This window comes from Amycolatopsis acidiphila, assembly GCF_021391495.1.
Taxonomy (GTDB): Bacteria; Actinomycetota; Actinomycetes; order Mycobacteriales; family Pseudonocardiaceae; genus Amycolatopsis_E; species Amycolatopsis_E acidiphila.
In genome coordinates this window covers 334,236-351,004 of sequence record NZ_CP090063.1, presented here as the reverse complement: position 1 = coordinate 351,004, position 16,769 = coordinate 334,236, and the positions used below count along the sequence as shown (strand labels likewise).

18 protein-coding genes are annotated in these 16,769 nt (G+C 67.8%); 5 read left to right on the top strand and 13 right to left on the bottom strand.

From position 1 onward, the window contains the following. Window positions 1–11 precede the first annotated feature (11 nt). Window positions 12–845: an alpha/beta fold hydrolase gene (locus tag LWP59_RS01780; protein ID WP_144632945.1), complete on the top strand. Its 834-nt coding sequence runs from the start codon at window positions 12–14 to the stop codon at window positions 843–845. A gap of 16 nt (window positions 846–861) precedes the next feature. Here the strand turns inward: LWP59_RS01780 and LWP59_RS01775 are convergent, their stop codons facing one another. Further along, window positions 862–1,311, bottom strand: a complete 450-nt coding sequence (locus tag LWP59_RS01775; RefSeq protein ID WP_144632942.1) for a nitroreductase family deazaflavin-dependent oxidoreductase — start codon at window positions 1,309–1,311, stop codon at window positions 862–864. Between the two features lie 126 nt (window positions 1,312–1,437). Here LWP59_RS01775 and LWP59_RS01770 point away from each other — a divergent pair, with 126 nt between their 5' ends. Then, window positions 1,438–2,118, top strand: coding sequence for a TetR/AcrR family transcriptional regulator (locus LWP59_RS01770; protein ID WP_144632940.1), 681 nt, complete (start codon window positions 1,438–1,440; stop codon window positions 2,116–2,118). Here LWP59_RS01770 and LWP59_RS01765 read toward each other — a convergent pair. From LWP59_RS01765 to LWP59_RS01735, 7 genes are all read right to left on the bottom strand, one after another. Further along, on the bottom strand, window positions 2,111–2,731 hold the full coding sequence (locus LWP59_RS01765; RefSeq protein WP_144632938.1) for a dienelactone hydrolase family protein: 621 nt from the start codon (window positions 2,729–2,731) through the stop codon (window positions 2,111–2,113). The two genes, LWP59_RS01770 and LWP59_RS01765, sit on opposite strands and share 8 nt — an antisense overlap. Next, a complete protein-coding gene (locus tag LWP59_RS01760; RefSeq protein WP_144632936.1) occupies window positions 2,728–3,375 on the bottom strand; it encodes a phosphoribosyltransferase in 648 nt (215 codons plus the stop codon). Before LWP59_RS01760 ends, LWP59_RS01765 begins: the two co-directional genes overlap by 4 nt. Then, window positions 3,372–3,662 (bottom strand): hypothetical protein, encoded by a 291-nt coding sequence (locus tag LWP59_RS01755; protein ID WP_144632934.1) that lies wholly within the window; start codon window positions 3,660–3,662, stop codon window positions 3,372–3,374. Before LWP59_RS01755 ends, LWP59_RS01760 begins: the two co-directional genes overlap by 4 nt. A 232-nt stretch (window positions 3,663–3,894) precedes the next feature. After that, the gene (gene tsrT, locus LWP59_RS01750; RefSeq protein WP_144632931.1) at window positions 3,895–5,553 is read right to left on the bottom strand and encodes a tryptophan 2-C-methyltransferase; all 1,659 of its coding nucleotides are present in this window, start codon (window positions 5,551–5,553) and stop codon (window positions 3,895–3,897) included. 85 nt (window positions 5,554–5,638) lie between these two features. After that, on the bottom strand, window positions 5,639–5,935 hold the full coding sequence (locus LWP59_RS01745; protein ID WP_144632929.1) for a helix-turn-helix domain-containing protein: 297 nt from the start codon (window positions 5,933–5,935) through the stop codon (window positions 5,639–5,641). 54 nt (window positions 5,936–5,989) lie between these two features. Further along, window positions 5,990–6,985, bottom strand: coding sequence for an AraC family transcriptional regulator (locus LWP59_RS01740; RefSeq protein WP_144632927.1), 996 nt, complete (start codon window positions 6,983–6,985; stop codon window positions 5,990–5,992). A 163-nt stretch (window positions 6,986–7,148) separates the two neighbouring features. Then, a complete protein-coding gene (locus LWP59_RS01735; protein ID WP_144632925.1) occupies window positions 7,149–8,516 on the bottom strand; it encodes a tryptophanase in 1,368 nt (455 codons plus the stop codon). Window positions 8,517–8,717: 201 nt separating this feature from the next. On the opposite strand from LWP59_RS01735, the gene LWP59_RS01730 reads away from it, so the two are divergent. The 3 genes from LWP59_RS01730 (at window position 8,718) to LWP59_RS01720 (ending at window position 11,757) form a co-directional block, all read left to right on the top strand. Next, complete coding sequence (locus tag LWP59_RS01730; protein WP_144632923.1) at window positions 8,718–10,382, top strand: GGDEF domain-containing protein; 1,665 nt, start codon at window positions 8,718–8,720, stop codon at window positions 10,380–10,382. Window positions 10,383–10,554: 172 nt separating this feature from the next. Beyond that, window positions 10,555–10,815, top strand: a complete 261-nt coding sequence (locus tag LWP59_RS01725) for a GntR family transcriptional regulator (RefSeq protein ID WP_229857975.1) — start codon at window positions 10,555–10,557, stop codon at window positions 10,813–10,815. Window positions 10,816–11,064: 249 nt separating this feature from the next. Beyond that, window positions 11,065–11,757: a hypothetical protein gene (locus LWP59_RS01720; protein ID WP_144632921.1), complete on the top strand. Its 693-nt coding sequence runs from the start codon at window positions 11,065–11,067 to the stop codon at window positions 11,755–11,757. On the opposite strand, the gene LWP59_RS01715 is transcribed toward LWP59_RS01720, so the two are convergent. The 5 genes from LWP59_RS01715 to LWP59_RS01695 form a co-directional block, all read right to left on the bottom strand. After that, window positions 11,754–12,983 carry an alanine racemase gene (locus LWP59_RS01715; protein WP_144632918.1) on the bottom strand — a complete coding sequence of 410 codons (1,230 nt, stop codon included), beginning with the start codon at window positions 12,981–12,983 and terminating at the stop codon, window positions 11,754–11,756. The genes LWP59_RS01720 and LWP59_RS01715 overlap by 4 nt on opposite strands. Window positions 12,984–12,986: 3 nt before the next feature. Continuing rightward, complete coding sequence (locus tag LWP59_RS01710) at window positions 12,987–13,880, bottom strand: AraC family transcriptional regulator (RefSeq protein WP_144632916.1); 894 nt, start codon at window positions 13,878–13,880, stop codon at window positions 12,987–12,989. An 81-nt stretch (window positions 13,881–13,961) separates the two neighbouring features. Continuing rightward, on the bottom strand, window positions 13,962–14,930 hold the full coding sequence (locus tag LWP59_RS01705; RefSeq protein WP_144632914.1) for an AraC family transcriptional regulator: 969 nt from the start codon (window positions 14,928–14,930) through the stop codon (window positions 13,962–13,964). 148 nt (window positions 14,931–15,078) lie between these two features. Continuing rightward, on the bottom strand, window positions 15,079–15,717 hold the full coding sequence (locus LWP59_RS01700; RefSeq protein WP_144632912.1) for a metallophosphoesterase family protein: 639 nt from the start codon (window positions 15,715–15,717) through the stop codon (window positions 15,079–15,081). A 2-nt stretch (window positions 15,718–15,719) separates the two neighbouring features. Next, window positions 15,720–16,721 (bottom strand): ATP-grasp domain-containing protein, encoded by a 1,002-nt coding sequence (locus LWP59_RS01695; RefSeq protein WP_144632911.1) that lies wholly within the window; start codon window positions 16,719–16,721, stop codon window positions 15,720–15,722. Window positions 16,722–16,769 lie beyond the last annotated feature (48 nt).

The window sequence follows — 16,769 nt, the reverse complement described above, 5'->3', positions numbered from 1 at the left end:
AGAAACGAGCCATGGACTCCTTCATGGCGACGGTCAACGGAATACGGATGCACTACCGGCGGGCCGGCGAGGGGCCGCCGGTAGTGCTCCTGCACGGTTGGCCGCAGACCTCGTACTGCTGGCACAAGGTGTTCGGCGCACTGGCCGAGACCTACACGGTCATCGCACCGGACCTGCGGGGATACGGCCTGACCGACAAGCCCCGCCACGGCTACGACAAGCGCACGATGGCCACTGACGTGTCGGAACTGGTGCGGCAGCTGGGTTTCGAGCGGGTCAGCGTAGTCGGGCACGACCGTGGTGGCCGCGTCGCGCACCGCTGGGCGCTCGATCGCCCTGACGAGGTCGCGAGGCTCGCGGTGCTGGACATCATTCCCACGCGGGAGATGTGGCGACGGCTCGACGCCGGGGCCGCGGGGGCTTACTGGCACTGGCTGTTCCACCTGCAGCCGGATCTGCCGGAGTTGCTGGCGGGGCACAACATCGCGGCGTATCTCGGCTACTTCTTCGAACGCTGGACCTATCAACGCCAGGGCCTCGACGCGGCGCCGGTGTACATCGAGGCGTTCTCCGCGCCGGGTGCGCTCCGGGCAGGCTTCGACGACTACCGCGCCTCCTTCCCCGACGACGCCGCGCACGACGACGCGTCCGCCGGGGAGAAGCTGGCAATGCCGGTGCTGGCGTTGTGGGGCCAGGCCGGTCTTCTCGGCACCCTGCCGACGCTCGACATCTGGCGTGACCACGCGGCCGACGCCCGCGGCGTGGAGGTCGCGGAGTGCGGACATTTCGTGGCGGAGGAACAGCCGGCGGTGGTCGTCGAGGAACTGCGGAGGTTCCTGCGGTAGCGGCCGTTGAAGGCGTTCACCGTGCCGGCAGGATGCGGAACACCGGGTAGCCCGGCGCGATCTCGCGCAGCTTCTCGTCCGAGGCGGTGGCGTCGACGCCGTCGAAGAACATGCCGACCTCCCACTTCCAGCGCTTGAGGTACTCGCGCAGCAGAACGGGCTTCTCGTCGTCACCGAGCTCGACGGGCTCGAAGCGCTCGACCCGGCGGCCCACCCGTAACTCGCCTTCGCCGGCAACGCGAAGGTTGCGCACCCACTGCGTGGTGCCGCGCGGCGCGACGAGGTACTGGCTGCCCTCGAAAACCATGAGGTTGACCGGGTTCGACCGCAGCTCGCCACTCTTCCGGCCGCGGACGTAGAGCACTCGGCTGCCCATCAGGCTCATGCCGTGCCTGGTCAACCACTGCACCGTGGCGTGCAGCAGTTGCTCGGCCTTGCGGGGCTGGATGTAGCGGACCTCGTCCATCGGATCTCCTCGACTTGGGAGAGCACTGCTCTCAACTGAGATCAGAGAACACCTCGGTGCGCACCAAGTCAAGAGCCGTGATCTCGAATTTGTCCGGCGCTCTCAAAGCGTGGCAGACTGTCTCGCATGGCCGCCATCAAGACCGCCCGCGACCGCGCCCGGGCCGAGCTGACGCAGGAGATCAAGGACGAGGCTCGGCGCCAGCTGGGCGAGGTCGGCGCGCACGGGCTCTCCCTACGGGCCGTCGCACGAGAGCTCGGCATGGTGTCGTCCGCGCTCTACCGCTACTTCCCCAGCCGCGACCACCTGCTCACCGCGCTGATCATCGACGCGTACAACGCCATCGGCGAGGCGGTGGAGAAGGCGGACGACACCGGCGAGGACCCGCGTTCCCGCTGGCAGCTCCTCTGGCAGGCGGCACGGAACTGGGCGCTGGCACACCCGCACGAATACGCGCTGATCTATGGCTCGCCGATTCCCGGCTACCAGGCCCCGCAGGACACCGTCGGCCCGGCCGCGCGCGTGGCGCTGGCCCTGGTCGGCGTCGCCACTTCGGGCGTGCTCCGGCCGGCCTTCACGGGCCCGCCAGTGCCCGAGAAGCTGCAGGAACAGGCGCGGGGGCTCGTCGAGACGATCGAGGCCGAGCTGTCGCCCGCCGACATGAGCCGCCTGCTCATCGCCTGGACGCAACTCTTCGGCGCGATCAACTTCGAGCTGTTCGGGCAGTACGTGGGCAGCGCGGACCCCGCGGACGCCTTCTTCATGTACACGTGCTTCCAGATGGCGGACTTCGTCGGCCTCAGATGAGATGCGTGGTGAACCAGGTCGCCGCCATTTCGGCGGCCGCCTCGAGCGTGCCCTGCTCCTCGAACAGGTGCGTCGCCCCGGGCACGATCCGGACCTCCGCGGGCCCGCCCATTCTCGCGGCCGCCTCCTCGTTGAGCCGCTGCACCTCGGGATCCTTGCCGCCGACGATCATCAGCGTCGGGGCGGTCACCCGCGGCAGGGCGGCCGCGGCAAGGTCCGGCCTGCCGCCGCGGGCGACGACCGCCCGCACCTCCTCCGGCCACGCCGCGGCCGCCCCGACCGCCGCGGCCGCGCCCGTGCTCGCGCCGAACAGGCCGACCGGCAGGTTCGCCGTCGAGTCGCGCCGGGTCAGGTCGTCCAGCACGTGCAGCAGGCGCCGGGTGAGCAGGTCGACGTCGAACCGCCGGTCGTCCTCGCCCTCGGTGAGCAGGTCGAACAGCAGCGTGCCGAAGCGGTAGTCCTGCAGGGTGCGCGCGACCGCGATGTTGCGTGGGCTGTGCCGCGAACTGCCGGAGCCGTGTGCGAACACGATGATCCCGACGGCATCGGCCGGTATCGTGAGGTCGCCGGGAAGGGACTCGCCACCGACGTCGATGACAAGGGGAACGGTCACGCTGGCCCACTTCCGAGCAGGTCGACGACTTCTTCGTCGGAGGTCTGGGCGAAGTCGACATACCACTCGCCGATCGCGCGGAGATCGTCCGGCGCCAGGAGGCACACGACTTCGTCGACGTCGGCTTTCAGGCCGGCCGCCGCCTCCGGGGCGCAGACAGGCGCGGCGAAGGCGAGCGAACGCGGCTGGTCCCCGCGGATCGCGTGCGCGGCCGCCCGTGCCGTCACGCCGGTCGCGAGACCGTCGTCGACCAGGATGATGTCCCGGCCGGTGCGCGACTCGGGGTCGCGGCCGCGCAGGTAGACCTGTTCCCGTCGGCGCGCTTCCGCCTGCTCCGACTCGCGGGCCTCCCGCAGGTCCTCGGGGCGCAGGCGCAGCGCGTGCAACGTACGGGCGTCGAAGGTGGCGTCGCCGGTCGCGGTGACCGCGCCGACGCCGAACTCCGGATGCCCCGGCGCGCCGATCTTGCGTGCGACGGCCACGTCCAGCGGCGCGTCGAGCGTCTCCGCGACGGCGTGCGCGACGACGACGCCACCACGGGCGAGGCCCAGCACCAGCGGGTCGTGCCACTCGCGCCGGCGCAGCTCGGCGCCCAGGCGCAGGCCAGCCGCACGCCGGTCCGGGAACGCCCGCGTCCGCGTCATGGCTCCCGGATACCCAGCTCGGTCGTGAGCACACGCCAGCGGTGATGTTTCGGCCCGGCGATCAGGACGAAGTCGAGCAGACAGCCGACGGCGACGACCGACAGCAGCACCGCGCCCCACCACAGCTCGAACGCCCCGAAGACGATGGCGAGGGCGATGCACGCCGCGACCACGGCAACGTCGAGAACCAGCCGGGGCGACACGCGCGCACGCCTGGTGGCGGCCTGTTCCCGCAGGCCACGCTCGTAGTCCTCACGGGTGTATGGCAACTCGCTGAGGTATCTCATGCCTTGTGGCTACCCAGCTGGGCGCTCGCCACACCCGCGGATGAGTGTCCGAAGTGGACAGAAGAACCGGCCTCGCCGGCCGACCCCTTCGACGCTGAAGCGGCCGACCGGCGCAGCCGGGGCCACCCGAAGGTGACCATGCTGCCTTGGCAACCTCGGGTGACACTACACAAAGCTTGCGCTCATGCGAATACCTGTATTGAAATCGAGATCTCACTACTGTGCGTGGTGCTCAGGCGGCGCCGTGCATGATCTCGTGGCGTTGCGGCCAGTGGGACCAGAACGCGCCGGTGTAGCCGAGCTGGATGAGCTTCAGCAGGAAGGGGTTGTCGGCGTAGTTGTTGTCGTCCTCGGTGATGCCCGGCAGCGTCGGCAGCATGACTCGGTAGTACTCCGACTCCGGCACGAGGTCCCACAACAGCTGCACACTCCTCGCCCAGCGGCCGTTCGGCGCGGCGAGCGTCTCGGGGTCCTCGGGCAGCAGCGGCGAGAGGTAGTAGACCGGCCGGAAGCGGCCCGCGCTGTCGAACACGAACTGCCGCTCGTACTCGACGACGCTCGCGCACTGGGTACGCGGCTTGAGGATGATCGGCTCGGTAGCGGTGTCCGACTGCAAACCGGGCACCGTCTGCCTGCCGTCGCACTGCTGCGCCAGCTGGATGCCCAACGGCGAGTACGGGAAGGCGCGGATGCCCAGGCTGTAGCCCGCCACGGTGACGTCCAGGGCCAGGGTCTCCCGCACCGCCTCCGTCATCGTCTCGAGGGTCTCCCCCGGCATCCCGAGCAGCACCTCGACCATGACGGGCAGGTCGTACTGCTTGGTGAGCCCGACGACGCGGCGCACGTCTTCGAAGGAGTAGTAGCGACGGCCGCGGCCGGTGACCTTCCAGTCGTCGAGCAGGTCCTCGCTGACGTGGTCGGGCGCGAGGTTGATGCCCGCGCAACCGGCCTGCACGAGCAGGTCCAGCAACTCCTCGTCGAACGGGGTCGGCTGCGCGTAGATCCACAGCCGCAGCTGCCGCAGCGGTGAGGCCGGGTCGGTGTCCCGGCGCCGGATCACCTCCGCGAGCACCGCCTTGCTGTGCGCGATCGCCAGGTTGAACTCGCTGTCCGTCGTATGCAGGTCGTATACACCTTGCGCACAGAGCAGCTCCATCTCGTCCACGACGGCGTCGACCGCCCGGCGGGTGAAGTGCGTGCCCTTCGCGTCCGGCTCGACGCAGTGCGCGCAGGCGTAGGCGCAGCCGTTCTTCGTCAGGATATTGCCGAGACCACCGCCGCGGTAATAGCGCAGATTGTCCACTTTGAGCGCCACGCCGGATCTGCGGGTGTATCTCGTCATCGTGTTCAAGGGGCTGAACGTCGGCTTTCCGCGCCGGACCGCGGCCGGAAGCGCCATTCTCTCCACCTGTCCGCCGCCGCGGTTCAGCAGCAGTCCCGGCACCGTTTCCGGGGACTCACCGGACAACAGCGCGTTCGCCAGCCGCACGATGATGTTCTCGCCTGGGCCCTTGACGCCGAAGGGAATGTCGAAGAAGTCCAGCAGGGCGAACGGCATCGACGAGAAGCCGACACCGCCTGCCACGACCGGCGCACCGGTCAACGCCTTGATCTCGGCGATGATCGCCCGGTGATCATCGAGAAAGACTCTTTGTTGCTGCGCGTAGATCGTGTCCGTGTTCCGCACCGTGACACCCACCAGCAGCGGTTCCCGCTCGGCGAAGTACTCACGCAGCACGGCCCACCAGTCGTCTCGCCGGAAGGTCAGGTCGACCACCTCGACATCGAAGCCGTCGGATTCCAGCGAGGTGGTGAGGATATCCAGCGCATAAGGCGTGATCGGTGGATGTACCAGATTCGGATTGACCAGGGTCACCAGTGCTTTACCCATTTACTCCCACTCCCGGAAATAATACTTCTCCCCGCTGGAGAAAGTGTGCCCGGAAGTGAAAAGAAAATCAGGGGGCCAATTTCAGTTACCGCCACCTCAGTTCCCTGGCGAGCCGCGCGGAGGAGCGCAGCCGGTCCGGCGAGATTTCCAGCACAGCACTGAGCCACTGCTGCCAATACGGGCCGGGAACGCGCTTGCCGCGTTCCCAGCGGGCAACCTCGTCGCGACTCAGGCTGTCATTCTCCGAAACCGTGGCCAGCGCCTCCGCCAGGCCGTATTGGGTGAGCCCGTGCTCGCGGCGAACCGACCGGATGAGGCGTCCGATCGGCATGCTGTCGCTGGATCTGACACGAGACCCCGCGGCATTTTCGCGGGTCAGCATGGGCTTGACGTTAGAAGCCGGCCCCATGGCCGACGATCCGTTTCACGAACACTCTTATCCTTTTCGTGCATGCTGCCGGCTCAGCGTCTGCTTCGGCGACTCGCCGAACCGCTCCCGGTAGACGGCGGCGAACCGGCCGTGGTGCGCCATCCCCCACTTGCTCGCGATCTCGCCGACGGTGGTCACGTCGTACTGGGCCGCGCAGAGCTCGTCGTGCACCCGCTGTAGCCGGACGCCTCGGAGATATTCGCTCGGCGAGCTGTCGAGTTGCTCGCGGAAGGCCTTCTGCAGTGCGCGCACGCTGACCCCGGCCTGACGGGCGAGACTCGCGGGCGTGTGCGCCCACTCGGGGTGCCCCTCCATCAGGTCGACGGCGATGCCGAGCAGCCGCGACGGCACGGGCCGGTCGTCCCCGTTGAGCATCGCGGTGTAGTTGTGCGGCTGGGCGAGCAGCAGCCCGGTGATGATGTTCTGCTCGAACTGCTCCATGCCGAGCGGGTGCGCGAGCATGGTCTCGGGGCGGCCGAGGTCGGTGACGCCGTAACTGAGCGCGTCGAACCAGCTACGCGCGTAGCCGCCGGCGACGTCCATGCCGAGCTGGAAGCGGACGGGCTCACGCAGGGCGCCGTCGATCATCTCCGACAGCCGCGCCTCGACGGCCGCCCGTTCCACCCGGACCACCAGCTGGCCGCAGTCCGCCGACAACCGCATGTGCAGTGGCTCGGTCGCCGACGCGATCGCAATCTTCTGTTGCGGCAGTGCTTGAATCTGTTCGAAACCACACTGAAAAGTGCCTCTTCCGGCAGTCGGCACGAGAATCGCGAAGAACGAATCGAGCTCGCCGGGGTTCACGCGCACATCCCAGCCGTATGAGACATACGTTACCGCAATATTGCGCATTCGCCGGCAATGCATCCGTGCATGCAGTTCCGGTTTCGGCCCCACGACGTCGAGCCGGTGCGGGCAGAAGATCTTTCCTACCTCGTCCCGGGTCTCGTCCACGTCTCTCGACTCGAAGAGTTTGTAATTTTCCAGGGGTAAGGCTGTCATTGTCCCGGGCAGTCGGTTCGATCAGGGTCTTGGCGATGTCGACTCCCACACACCTCCAGGGTCATACTTTCGGTCTTTAGGGACCAAAACACTACCGACAAACGGGTGGAGTTTGCTGACTGCAACTTGCAGCGGGTTAGCGGACAAATACGCCGGGGGCCTTTTACACCGGTTCGAGCGCGGCCGTGAACTGCCGCAACGCGCCCCCCTGCCGCACGATCCGGTAGCCGCGCAGCTGGGCCGACTTCGACCGGACGTCCTCGGCGACGTCGACGACGTACTCGAGATGACTGGCGGTGTAGACGCGGCGTGGCAGGGCGAAGCGGACAAGCTCGCGTGGCGCCGGGATGTCCGGGCCGCCGGTATCCCCTGGCCTGCCGAACACCAGGGTGCCCAGCTCGCACACCCGCACCGCGCCCGCCAGGTACAGCTCGTTGGCGAACGCGGTGGCCGGCAGCTGGTGCGGCGGGATGTGGTCGAGCAGCAGGCCCGCGTCGACGTAGACCGCGTGGCAGCCGGTCGGCTGCAGCACCGGCAGGCCCGCGAGCCCGAGCTGCTCGCCGAACCAGCGCGCGCTCTCGGCCCGGTAGCGCAGGTAGTCCGGCTCGGTGACCTCGATCAGGCCTTGCGCCAGCGCGTCGAGGTCACGTCCGGCGAGCCCGCCGTAGGTCGGAAACCCCTCGAAGGCGATGACCTGCTCGACGCAGCGGCGCGCCAGTTCCGGATCACGAAGCGCGATCAGGCCGCCGATGTTGGCGATGCCGTCCTTCTTGAGGCTGGCCCAGCAGCCGTCGGCGAGGTCGAACATGGTCCGCGCGATCTCTCGCGGCGTCGAGTCCGTGTAGCCCGCTTCGCGCTCGGTAATGAGGTACGCGTTCTCGGCGAAGCGCGAGGCGTCGAGGTACAGCGGGATGCCATGGGTGTCACAGAGCTTGCGGGTACCGGCGATGTTGAGCAGCGACACCGGCTGGCCGCCGTTGGCGTTGTTGGTGACGGTCAGCACGACGCACCGGATCCGCTGTCCGGACCGCCCGGTCAGCAGTTCCGCCAGTGCGTCCAGGTCGATGTCGCCACCGAACGGGTTGGGCACGCCTTCGTACGCCGGCACCGGCAGGTCGACGGCTTCCGCGCCGACGGCCTCGACGCTCGCGCGCGTGCTGTCGAAATGCGTGTTGCTCACCGAGATGTCGCCGAGGCCCAGTACGTTGCCGAGCACGATCCGCTCCGCGGCGCGCCCCTGGTGCACCGGCAGCACCTCGGGGTATCCGGTCAGCTCCCGCACGACCGCTTCGAACCGTTCGAACGAGCGCGCGCCCGCGTAGGACTCGTCACCGGACAGCAGCGCGGACCACTGGGCCGCCGACATCGCCGCGGTCCCGGAGTCGGTCAGCAGGTCGATCGTGATCTGCCGCGCGGGCACCCGGAAGAGGTTGTACCCGGCGGTGGCCAGCGCTTCGCGGCGCTCGCCCGGCGTCGGAAACGGGATCGGCTCGACGGCCTTGATGCGGAACGGCTCCATGAAAGACGGCATGCGGTCTCCTCGCCCCGGTGACAGCCCAACCCCTCGAGCCTGGCTGTCCACTCATCCGGGCGGTAGGGGCCAGTTGGACCGGTGTCAGTGCCGCCTTTACCGAAGGTGACCTGTGCCACAATATTTATCTGAGTGTTATTCATATGTAACTATCGAGCCACGGTTGGCGGAAACAGCTCCGCGACAGGCGAAAATCTGCACGTGGAAGTCGCGGTCGAGCCGGTAAGCTTCGCTTTCCAGCCCGTGTACAGCCTGCATACAGGCGGTATCACCGGTATCGAGGCGCTGGCCCGCCCGGCCTCGGGCAAGGTTCAGGAGCTGCTGCGTTACGCGATGCGCAAAGGGCGTCTCATCAAGGTCGACGCCGCGCTCGCCGCCCGCGCCGTGACCGAGGGGGCCACCTACGAAACCCTGCTCCCGCTCCACCTCAACCTGACCGCCGCGTCGGCAGCCGCTCCGCAGCTGGTGCTCGACTCTCTGCTCGCGGCGCTGGCCACGACAGGTCGGCGGGCTCGCGAAGTCGTCCTCGAGATCGGCGCGCCCTTCCACGGCGTGCCCGCCAAGGCCCTGCTCGCCGGCGTCCGCCGGTTCGCCGAGCTGGGATTCCGCATCGCCTTCGACAACGTCGGCCACGGCGACATCCCGCTGAACCTCCTCGCCGACGCGCGCCCGGACCTGATCAAGCTGGACCGCACCACCCTGCACCGGCTGCCCGGCGACCAGCCGGCGGTCGCGCTCGTCGAAGCCCTCTGTCATTTCGCGGCCCGCACCGGTATCCGGCTCGTCGCGACGGGCATCGAGACCGAGGAGCAGCTGGCCACCGTGCGGCAGCTGGGCATCCGGATCGTGCAGGGCAACCTGTTCGCGCCCGCGCGCGAGGGCGGCGTGCCCGCGATGGGACTGACCAGCGTCGACCCCGGCCCGGTCCGGATGTCCGCTGCCGGCCCACGCGTCGACGACTTCCTGCACCCGCCGCGGACGCTGCCGGAGGACGCCACCTGCGACCAGGCCCGCAACGTGTTGCTCGACCACGACGCGCCGACCGGGATCGTCGGGGTGGACGACGGGAACCGGCCGGTCTGGTCGATCGACCGCGCGCGGTTCCTGCTGGAGATGACCGGCCCCTTCGGCCACGCGCTGCACGCCAACCGCCCCGCGGCCCGGCTCGCCGACCCACCGCGCACGATCCGGGTCGGCGCCGGCGCGCTCGAACTGCTCGACCTGGTCACCGACGCCGAGCTGGACCGCACCGGGGACGACGTCATCGTCGTCGACGCGCAGGGCCGCTGCGTCGGCGTCGTCCTCGTGCACGAACTGGTGCGCGGTGTCGCCGAGGTGAAGATCGAGGAGGCCGCGGCGCTCAACCCGTTGACTCGGCTGCCGGGCAGCGACACCGTCGCCCGCGAGGTGACCCGGCGCCTCGCGGGCGGGCATCCCTTCGTCGTGGCGTGGCTCGACGTCGACTCCTTCAAGCGCGTCAACGACACCGCGGGGTTCGCGGCGGGTGACGACCTGATCCGCTCGCTCGGGCGCGCGCTGTCCGATCTCGCCACGAAGCTCCGCAGTGTCACAGTCAGTCACGTCGGTGGTGACGACTTCCTGATCGCCTGTGACATCGACGAAATCACCACGGTCGCCGACACACTTCTGGATACGCCGTGGAGCGCCGACGGCATGCCCGCCACCATCTCCTTGGCGACGGTCGTGTGCGCCGGCGCGATGGCGAAGTCCTATCGCGAGGTTTCCCGCCTGCTGGCGCCGTTGAAGAAATCCGCGAAGCAGGTCCTCGGGTCCAGCTGGGTCAACGGCTGGCCGGGTTCCGAACGCGTCGAGATCCTGCGCGGACAACCGGCATCCGAACGCTGAACGATTTCCGTATTCACGGCTTCGGGGCTTGTATCCATGACCCGCTAGAGTGACGCCTCCGACTATTCGGGAAGGTGTCCACAGCCTTGCTCGTACGCGCATTGTCGCGCCCTACCGCAGGACGGCTCACCCACGCTATTTTCGCTGTTCAAGGCGGTTCTACCTTCGCCACGTGATCGTTCCCAAGTTCGATCCCGGCGACACCCCGGGTTACGTCTACGAAATGATGGCCGAGCACATCGCCGCTCGAATCGACGCGGGGGAATTGGCCCCGAATACACCGCTGCCCTCCGAGCGCAGACTCGCGCAGGAATACGGGGTGTCGCTGGGAACGGCCCGGCATGCGACCCGTCTTCTCCGTTATCGGGGGCTGGTCGTGACAATCAGGTCGAAAGGAACTTACATAGCCGACCGGCGCGGGCGTCCGCAGTGAAAAACCCACCCTCACCCGTTCGGGTATTTCTGCTCGCCGCGCCGGTTCGCGAGGTGAACCACGGGCCATGCGAAGGAACACGAGATGACTTTCAAAATCCCTGCTCGCGGCTACGTCAAACCTCTGGCGGTACCAGTGATTCACGTTCTGTCGTTATCGTGACAGGGATGGCACACGGTCGGCGCCCATTGACTGACGGCCCGAACGCGATTAAGACGTTCCGGGTGACCGGAATCCGCGACCATGCATATGCACGTGCAACTGCACCTCGGGTCCGGTGAACGAGCCATGGTCCCCGACCTTCCCGCGAACCCGTTGTCGATCGAGTTGAACCTGTCGCATCGCCGGTTCTGGTGGCAGATCGACGACGAGGACGAACAACCCGAACAGTGGCACGCCTCCGCCGACATCTCCCCGCTCGACGTGTGCCCCGAGGAGCTGCGGCACGTCGGGGACATCTCCCTGGTCATCGCCGACCTGACCAAGGAACGCAACCTGCTCGACTCGGTCGTGCTCGGCGAATGGGCACTGGAGTTCATCGCCGAGACCGTCATCGACCCCGACGAGGGCAAGCTGCACCCCGAGCTGGACAAGCAGATCTCCCCCGGGCCACCGCGGATGGTCATCCTGCGCCGGGTCGAGCTGGTCGAGGGCTGGCGCGGGCACGGCCTGGGCGCCGCACTGGTCGCGAGCGCGCTGCGCATCCTCGCCCCCAACGCCCGGATCGGCGCGAGCCGGGTGTCGCCGCTGGAGTTCCCCTGCCCCGGCGACCGGGTGGCGGCGGAGCTGGCAAGCGTGCGCGCCGGGGCAATGCTCGAGGGCATCGGGTTCCGCCGCTGGAACGGCGTGCACATCATCGACCTGCGCGACCCGTCGCTCCTGGACGCACGGATGGAGATCCTCGACCAGTGGTGGCCCGAGTCCGACAGCAGCGAGCGCTAGAACAGCGTCTGCACCGTTCCACAAAGGACGTACGAGTCGTCGACGACGGGGATCAGCTGCCACTTGTCGAAGGTGGTGCACGGGTGGGAGATGCCGAACCCGACCCGGTCGCCCACCTCCAGCTCGCCGCGGAAGTAGGCGTGCTGATCGTTCGACGCTGTCAGCTCGCCCGGTGGCGCCTGTTCCAGCACCGTCGACCCGCGGCGGATCCGGTGCAGCGGCACGGGAAAGCCCGCGTCCACACCCGTGTCCCGCTTGCCGAAGTCGAGAATGGCCAGTCCGGGTTCCGGAGTGGACAGCACGCGCCCCCACAGCTCCAGGCTGGGCCGCAGGGCCAACGACTGGTACTCGGTCGCCAACAGGTCGCGGAACTGCTGGTACGCCAGCGAGTCGTGGGTGACGTAACAGCCGCTGCGCAGCACGACGCGGATCGGGCGGCCTCGCTGCCAGGACGGTCCGAGCTCGTCGGCCACCAGCTCGGGGAACGCACTACCGCCGACGGTGATGATGAACTCGCCCTCGTGCGACAGTTCGTCGGCCGCGTCACGCAGCCGACGCAGGTAGGCGCGAACCTCCGCCAGGAGCTTGGCGTCGAGCGCACCACCGATGACCCCTTCGAAGCCGCCGACCCCCGCGAGCCGCAGTTGCGCCGAGGCCGTCACACGCTCGGCGATCAGTCGCAGCTGGTCGAGATCCCGTGCGCCGGCCCGCCCGCCGGGCACGCCGAGCTCCAGGATGACCGGGAACGCACGGCGACGTTCCCGTTGTCCCAGCTCCTTTTCCAGGATGTCGACCCCGTCGAGGGAGTCGACGTAGCAATAGCAGGTGAACTCCGGGTCGGCAGCCATCTCCGCGGCGATCCAGTCGATCGCCGCCGGGTCGACGAGCTCGTTGGCGAGGACGATGCGTTGCGCGCCAAGGCTTCGGAAGATCCTGACCTGGCTGGGCGTCGCGAGGGTGAGCGCCCAGGCGCCGTGCTCGAGCTGCGCGGCGGCGATCTCCGGCGACATCGTGGTCTTCACATGAGGCGACAGCGACAGCGCGTGGTCTTCGCAGAAGCGCGCCATCGTCGCGAGGTTGTGCCGGAGTGCGCTGTCCTTCACCACGAGGACAGGCGTGAGGAAGTCATCGAGCGCGGCGGAGACCTCGCTTGCCGGGTGGCCGACCGCCGCGGCCGGAAACCCCTTGTGCCGGACACTGACCAGGACGTCGGGAACCCTCAGCACTCATCACTCCGATCTTGCCCGGCGTAGCGTTTCCCACGGCGATTCGCCGTATTGCTGGAAGTACCACCTGTGGAACTGGACGTTCTCGCGAAAACCGCAGTCCGTCACGGCTTTGCGAACCGACGAGCACTCGCCGCTCTCGAGGAGCCGGCGGACGCAGTCGAGACGCACCGAGCGCAGGTATTCATGCGGCAGGCAGCCGGATTCCCGGAAGGCGGCGATCAGGTCCCGAAGCGTGACTCCCGCGGCCCGCGCGTAGTACTCCATCCTTCCGACGAAGGGATAGTTGTCCATCAGCAGCTGGACGTACGCGGCCACCTCATCGCGTTCCACGCGGTCACGCGACCGCCCGGAATACGTGTGCTGCTGGTGGTGCAGCAGCCAGTCGACGAAGACCTCCTCCGAGCGTTCGGTGAACCGCCCCGGAGCGCCGGTCAGGAATCGCAGGAGGCTCTTGGTCACCGTGTCGTTGGCGCCACGCAACGACGTCACCACCGGCGCGAACGACACCAGGCCCTCCGGCGGGAAGGCCAGCCGCGGCGCGAGCCGCGCGTGTACGAAGGCGGGGTCGATGCGCACCACGCGTACGAGCGAATCGGGACCGAACTCGATGCTGAGCCGCTGGTGCGGGGCGGCGGCCAGCAGCGAGCCGTTGCCGGCTTCGAGGTACGCGTCACCGTGCCGGACGACGACACGCTCGGTGAGCACGACGAGCACCACGTAGTCGGACTGTGGTTGCAGTAGCTCGAGTGAGGCCTGGCAGTCGGCTGCGAGCTTGCCCGCGAGCAGACGACCGCTCGGGCCCGGGCTCTGACGCCGGGCGAGCTCATGTCCGGATTGGATGTGCAGGATGTGCGGGCCGAGCAGGGCGTCGCCCTCCTGGGTTTCTTCAGCCATCGTCTCATGTTCTCTGTCATTGGAACGGCTGTTTCATTCGTCAGCCTAGAGCTGGTGCAACAGGAGGTCAACGGCTTGACATCACCGGTGCAGCGTCTCCTCTGGCGACTCGCCGAACTCGCGTTGGTAGCACCTGCGGAAGCCCTCGGGCGTGAAGCCCCACCGCCGCGCCACCTGATCGACCGTGACCTGGCCGGGCTGGGCTTCGAGCAGGTCGACGAACGCCCGGCGGAGGCGGACGTGGAAGAGGTGCCCGGGCAGGGAGGTGTGGAGGTAGGACCTGAAGGCGGCGTCCAACGAGCGGGCGCTGACCGCGAGCTTGCGGGCCAGCGAACACTCGGTGTGGGAGTACTCGGGCGAGCCGTCCAGCACCGCCATCGCCTGACGCAGCACGCGATGCGACGCCGGCAACGGCGACGCGGCGAGGATCTCGCTGTAGTTGTTCGGCTGCGCACGCAGCAGGCCGAGGGCGAGCTGCTCCTTGAAGTGCGGACCCCACAGGCGGCGACTGGGGATCCAGGTCGGCTGGCTCGCGCGGCGGTAGCATTGCACGAGCAGCTGGAACCACGCCTGCTGCGGCTCGGCGCGAACGTTCATGCCGAGTTCGAAACGCAGCGGCCACGGCGCGCTGACGCCAAGGAGTGCGCTGAGGGTGTCCACCAGGAAGGGCCAGGACATTCTCGTGACCAGCAGCTGAGCGCCGGCGGACAGCTCCATCCGCAGCGGCTCGTCCTGGCGGCTCACCAGCATCACGTCAGGGGTCGACTCGATCTCCTCCGTGCCGCAACGGATCTTGCTCAATCCGCTCATCGGGATCTGCAGCGCGATGAAGTCCTTCGTGCACCCGGGATCGACCCACACCGAAGCGCCGTAGTGCACGTAGTTCAGTCCGATGTCGCCGAGGTGCAGCGAGTTCATCTGGGCGTCGAGCACGACGTCACGGTCGCGGATGCCGACCTCGTGCGGGCAGAGGACGCCGCTCATGTGCGTGCGGATCTCGTCGAGGTTCGTCGAGCGGAACAGCTCGTGTCCGTGCAGCGGTAAGGACATCTGATCCCTGCACCTCCTCGGGGGCGGCCGTGTCGGGGTGTTCGGCCCGAGAGCAGAGTCGGGTAACAGTTAGGGTGGGAGAAGCATCACATGTTACGCCGTTCCGGGCAGGAAACAAGCCGTTTCGATTACCGAAAGTAGAAAAAACCTACCGGCGACGCGGTTTGTTTTCGTAGTATGCGACGCACTCGGCCGGATAGTGCCGGGCCTTCATCTCGTTGATGATCAGTCGGCAGTCGTAACTCAGCTGCCGCAGCCGCACATCCCTGGTCCCGGTCTCGACCAGCAGGTAGTCGATGACGTCGATGGACGCTCTATTCTGCCCGACGCTTCCGCTGTTGCACAAGAAGAAGGGCGGTCGCCGGACGAGGAACTGCCGGTGCGTGTGCCCGATGATCCGGTCGGAGTCGAGTTCCACCGGAGTGTCCGGAAAGATGTACCGATCGCCGATCGTGTGCGAGAAGACGATGTCGTTCACCCGATATTCGACATCGAGCCTTCTGAGCGATTCCAGCCGGTCGAACGTGCCGGAACAAAATGCGAAGAACATTCGCGCCAGTTCGTTGCTTCCGCCGTATTCCCCGCGCAGGAAGTAGTCCTCGTGGTTCCCGCGCAGGGACACCAGGTTCGGCAGAGAATCGACGAGATCGACGCACTCGTTGCTCCACGGCCCGTAGTTCACGGTGTCGCCGAGGCACACGTACCCGTCCACAGCGCCGGCGTCCGCCAGCATCCGCTCCAGCGCGGGCAGGTTGCCGTGCACATCGCTGAACACCGCGAGCAGCATGGCTAGAGCTGGTCCGTGCCCGACCGGTACAGACTGCCGTGCCTGCCCAGCTCGTCGATGAGCTCGTTCGGCACGACCAGCTCCTTCCAGTACCGCAACACGGCCTGCTCCCGCACCTGGAAGTCCGGTTCGCGCTGGTGACAGAGGTAGTCGGCGATCATCCGTGGCTCGTTGAACCCGCACAGCGCCCGGGCCGCCGTGGTGCCGGAGCAGCGTGCGTTGATCTCGAAGATGTACGGCTTCCCGTCCCGCACCCGCAGCTGCACGTTGCACGCGCCGAACGGCTTGATCGCGGCGATGACCTTCCGCACCTCGTCTTCGACGACCTGGTCGCGCACCGCGAAGGCCTTGTAGGTGTCGCCGTCGCGCAGCGTCCGGCGCATCGCGATGACGCCCTTGCAGTCACCGTCGAAGCTGACCGAGCCGCAGGTGTACTCGTCGCCCTCGATGTACTCCTGTGCCACGAACTCCGCCGGATCGACGGTCAGCTCGGCGAGATCGCCCGCGTCGCGGACGAGGAAGACGTCCTTCGACCGCGAGCCGCCCTCCCGACGCTTGAGGATGAACGGGAACGCGGGCGGCTGTGCGCCCGGAACCGCCATGTCGACCGTCTCGGGCACGGAGATGTCGTGCTCGCGCAGGATCGAGTAGGTGCGGAACTTGTTGTCCCCGATGTCCACGACCTCCGGCGAGCTGACGACCACCGTGATGCCGTGTTCGGCGAACCGGTCGGTGTTCTCCGCGAGCGGCCGCAGTTCGGTGTCCAGGCCGGGGAAAAGCAGGCGGCATTTCTCGGCGCGGCAGATTTCCAGCATCCTGTCGAGGAAATCGGGATCGGCGGGGCGGGGCACCAGATAGGACCGGTTGGTCGTGTAGAGCCCAGCCGCCAGCCTGTCGCCGTCCAGCGCGACCACGTCGTACTCGCTGTCCTGCAAGGCTTTGAGAATGCTCTGGCCGACTCCACCGCCGGCACCGGAAACAGCCACCCTGATCCGTTGCGCCATTCTCCCACCCTGTCGGGCGGGGAAATGGCGAGCCAGGGGTTCAGTTCA

What these genes read in the sequence shown, in the direction of transcription:
- LWP59_RS01780 (WP_144632945.1), top strand. Translation starts at nt 12, where the DNA reads ATGGACTCCTTCATGGCGACGGTCAACGGAATACGGATGCACTACCGG.
- LWP59_RS01775 (WP_144632942.1), bottom strand. Translation starts at nt 1,311, where the DNA reads ATGGACGAGGTCCGCTACATCCAGCCCCGCAAGGCCGAGCAACTGCTG.
- LWP59_RS01770 (WP_144632940.1), top strand. Translation starts at nt 1,438, where the DNA reads ATGGCCGCCATCAAGACCGCCCGCGACCGCGCCCGGGCCGAGCTGACG.
- LWP59_RS01760 (WP_144632936.1), bottom strand. Translation starts at nt 3,375, where the DNA reads ATGACGCGGACGCGGGCGTTCCCGGACCGGCGTGCGGCTGGCCTGCGC.
- LWP59_RS01755 (WP_144632934.1), bottom strand. Translation starts at nt 3,662, where the DNA reads ATGAGATACCTCAGCGAGTTGCCATACACCCGTGAGGACTACGAGCGT.
- tsrT (WP_144632931.1), bottom strand. Translation starts at nt 5,553, where the DNA reads ATGGGTAAAGCACTGGTGACCCTGGTCAATCCGAATCTGGTACATCCA.
- LWP59_RS01745 (WP_144632929.1), bottom strand. Translation starts at nt 5,935, where the DNA reads ATGCTGACCCGCGAAAATGCCGCGGGGTCTCGTGTCAGATCCAGCGAC.
- LWP59_RS01740 (WP_144632927.1), bottom strand. Translation starts at nt 6,985, where the DNA reads ATGACAGCCTTACCCCTGGAAAATTACAAACTCTTCGAGTCGAGAGAC.
- LWP59_RS01735 (WP_144632925.1), bottom strand. Translation starts at nt 8,516, where the DNA reads ATGCCGTCTTTCATGGAGCCGTTCCGCATCAAGGCCGTCGAGCCGATC.
- LWP59_RS01720 (WP_144632921.1), top strand. Translation starts at nt 11,065, where the DNA reads ATGCACGTGCAACTGCACCTCGGGTCCGGTGAACGAGCCATGGTCCCC.
- LWP59_RS01710 (WP_144632916.1), bottom strand. Translation starts at nt 13,880, where the DNA reads ATGGCTGAAGAAACCCAGGAGGGCGACGCCCTGCTCGGCCCGCACATC.
- LWP59_RS01705 (WP_144632914.1), bottom strand. Translation starts at nt 14,930, where the DNA reads ATGTCCTTACCGCTGCACGGACACGAGCTGTTCCGCTCGACGAACCTC.
- LWP59_RS01700 (WP_144632912.1), bottom strand. Translation starts at nt 15,717, where the DNA reads ATGCTGCTCGCGGTGTTCAGCGATGTGCACGGCAACCTGCCCGCGCTG.
- LWP59_RS01695 (WP_144632911.1), bottom strand. Translation starts at nt 16,721, where the DNA reads ATGGCGCAACGGATCAGGGTGGCTGTTTCCGGTGCCGGCGGTGGAGTC.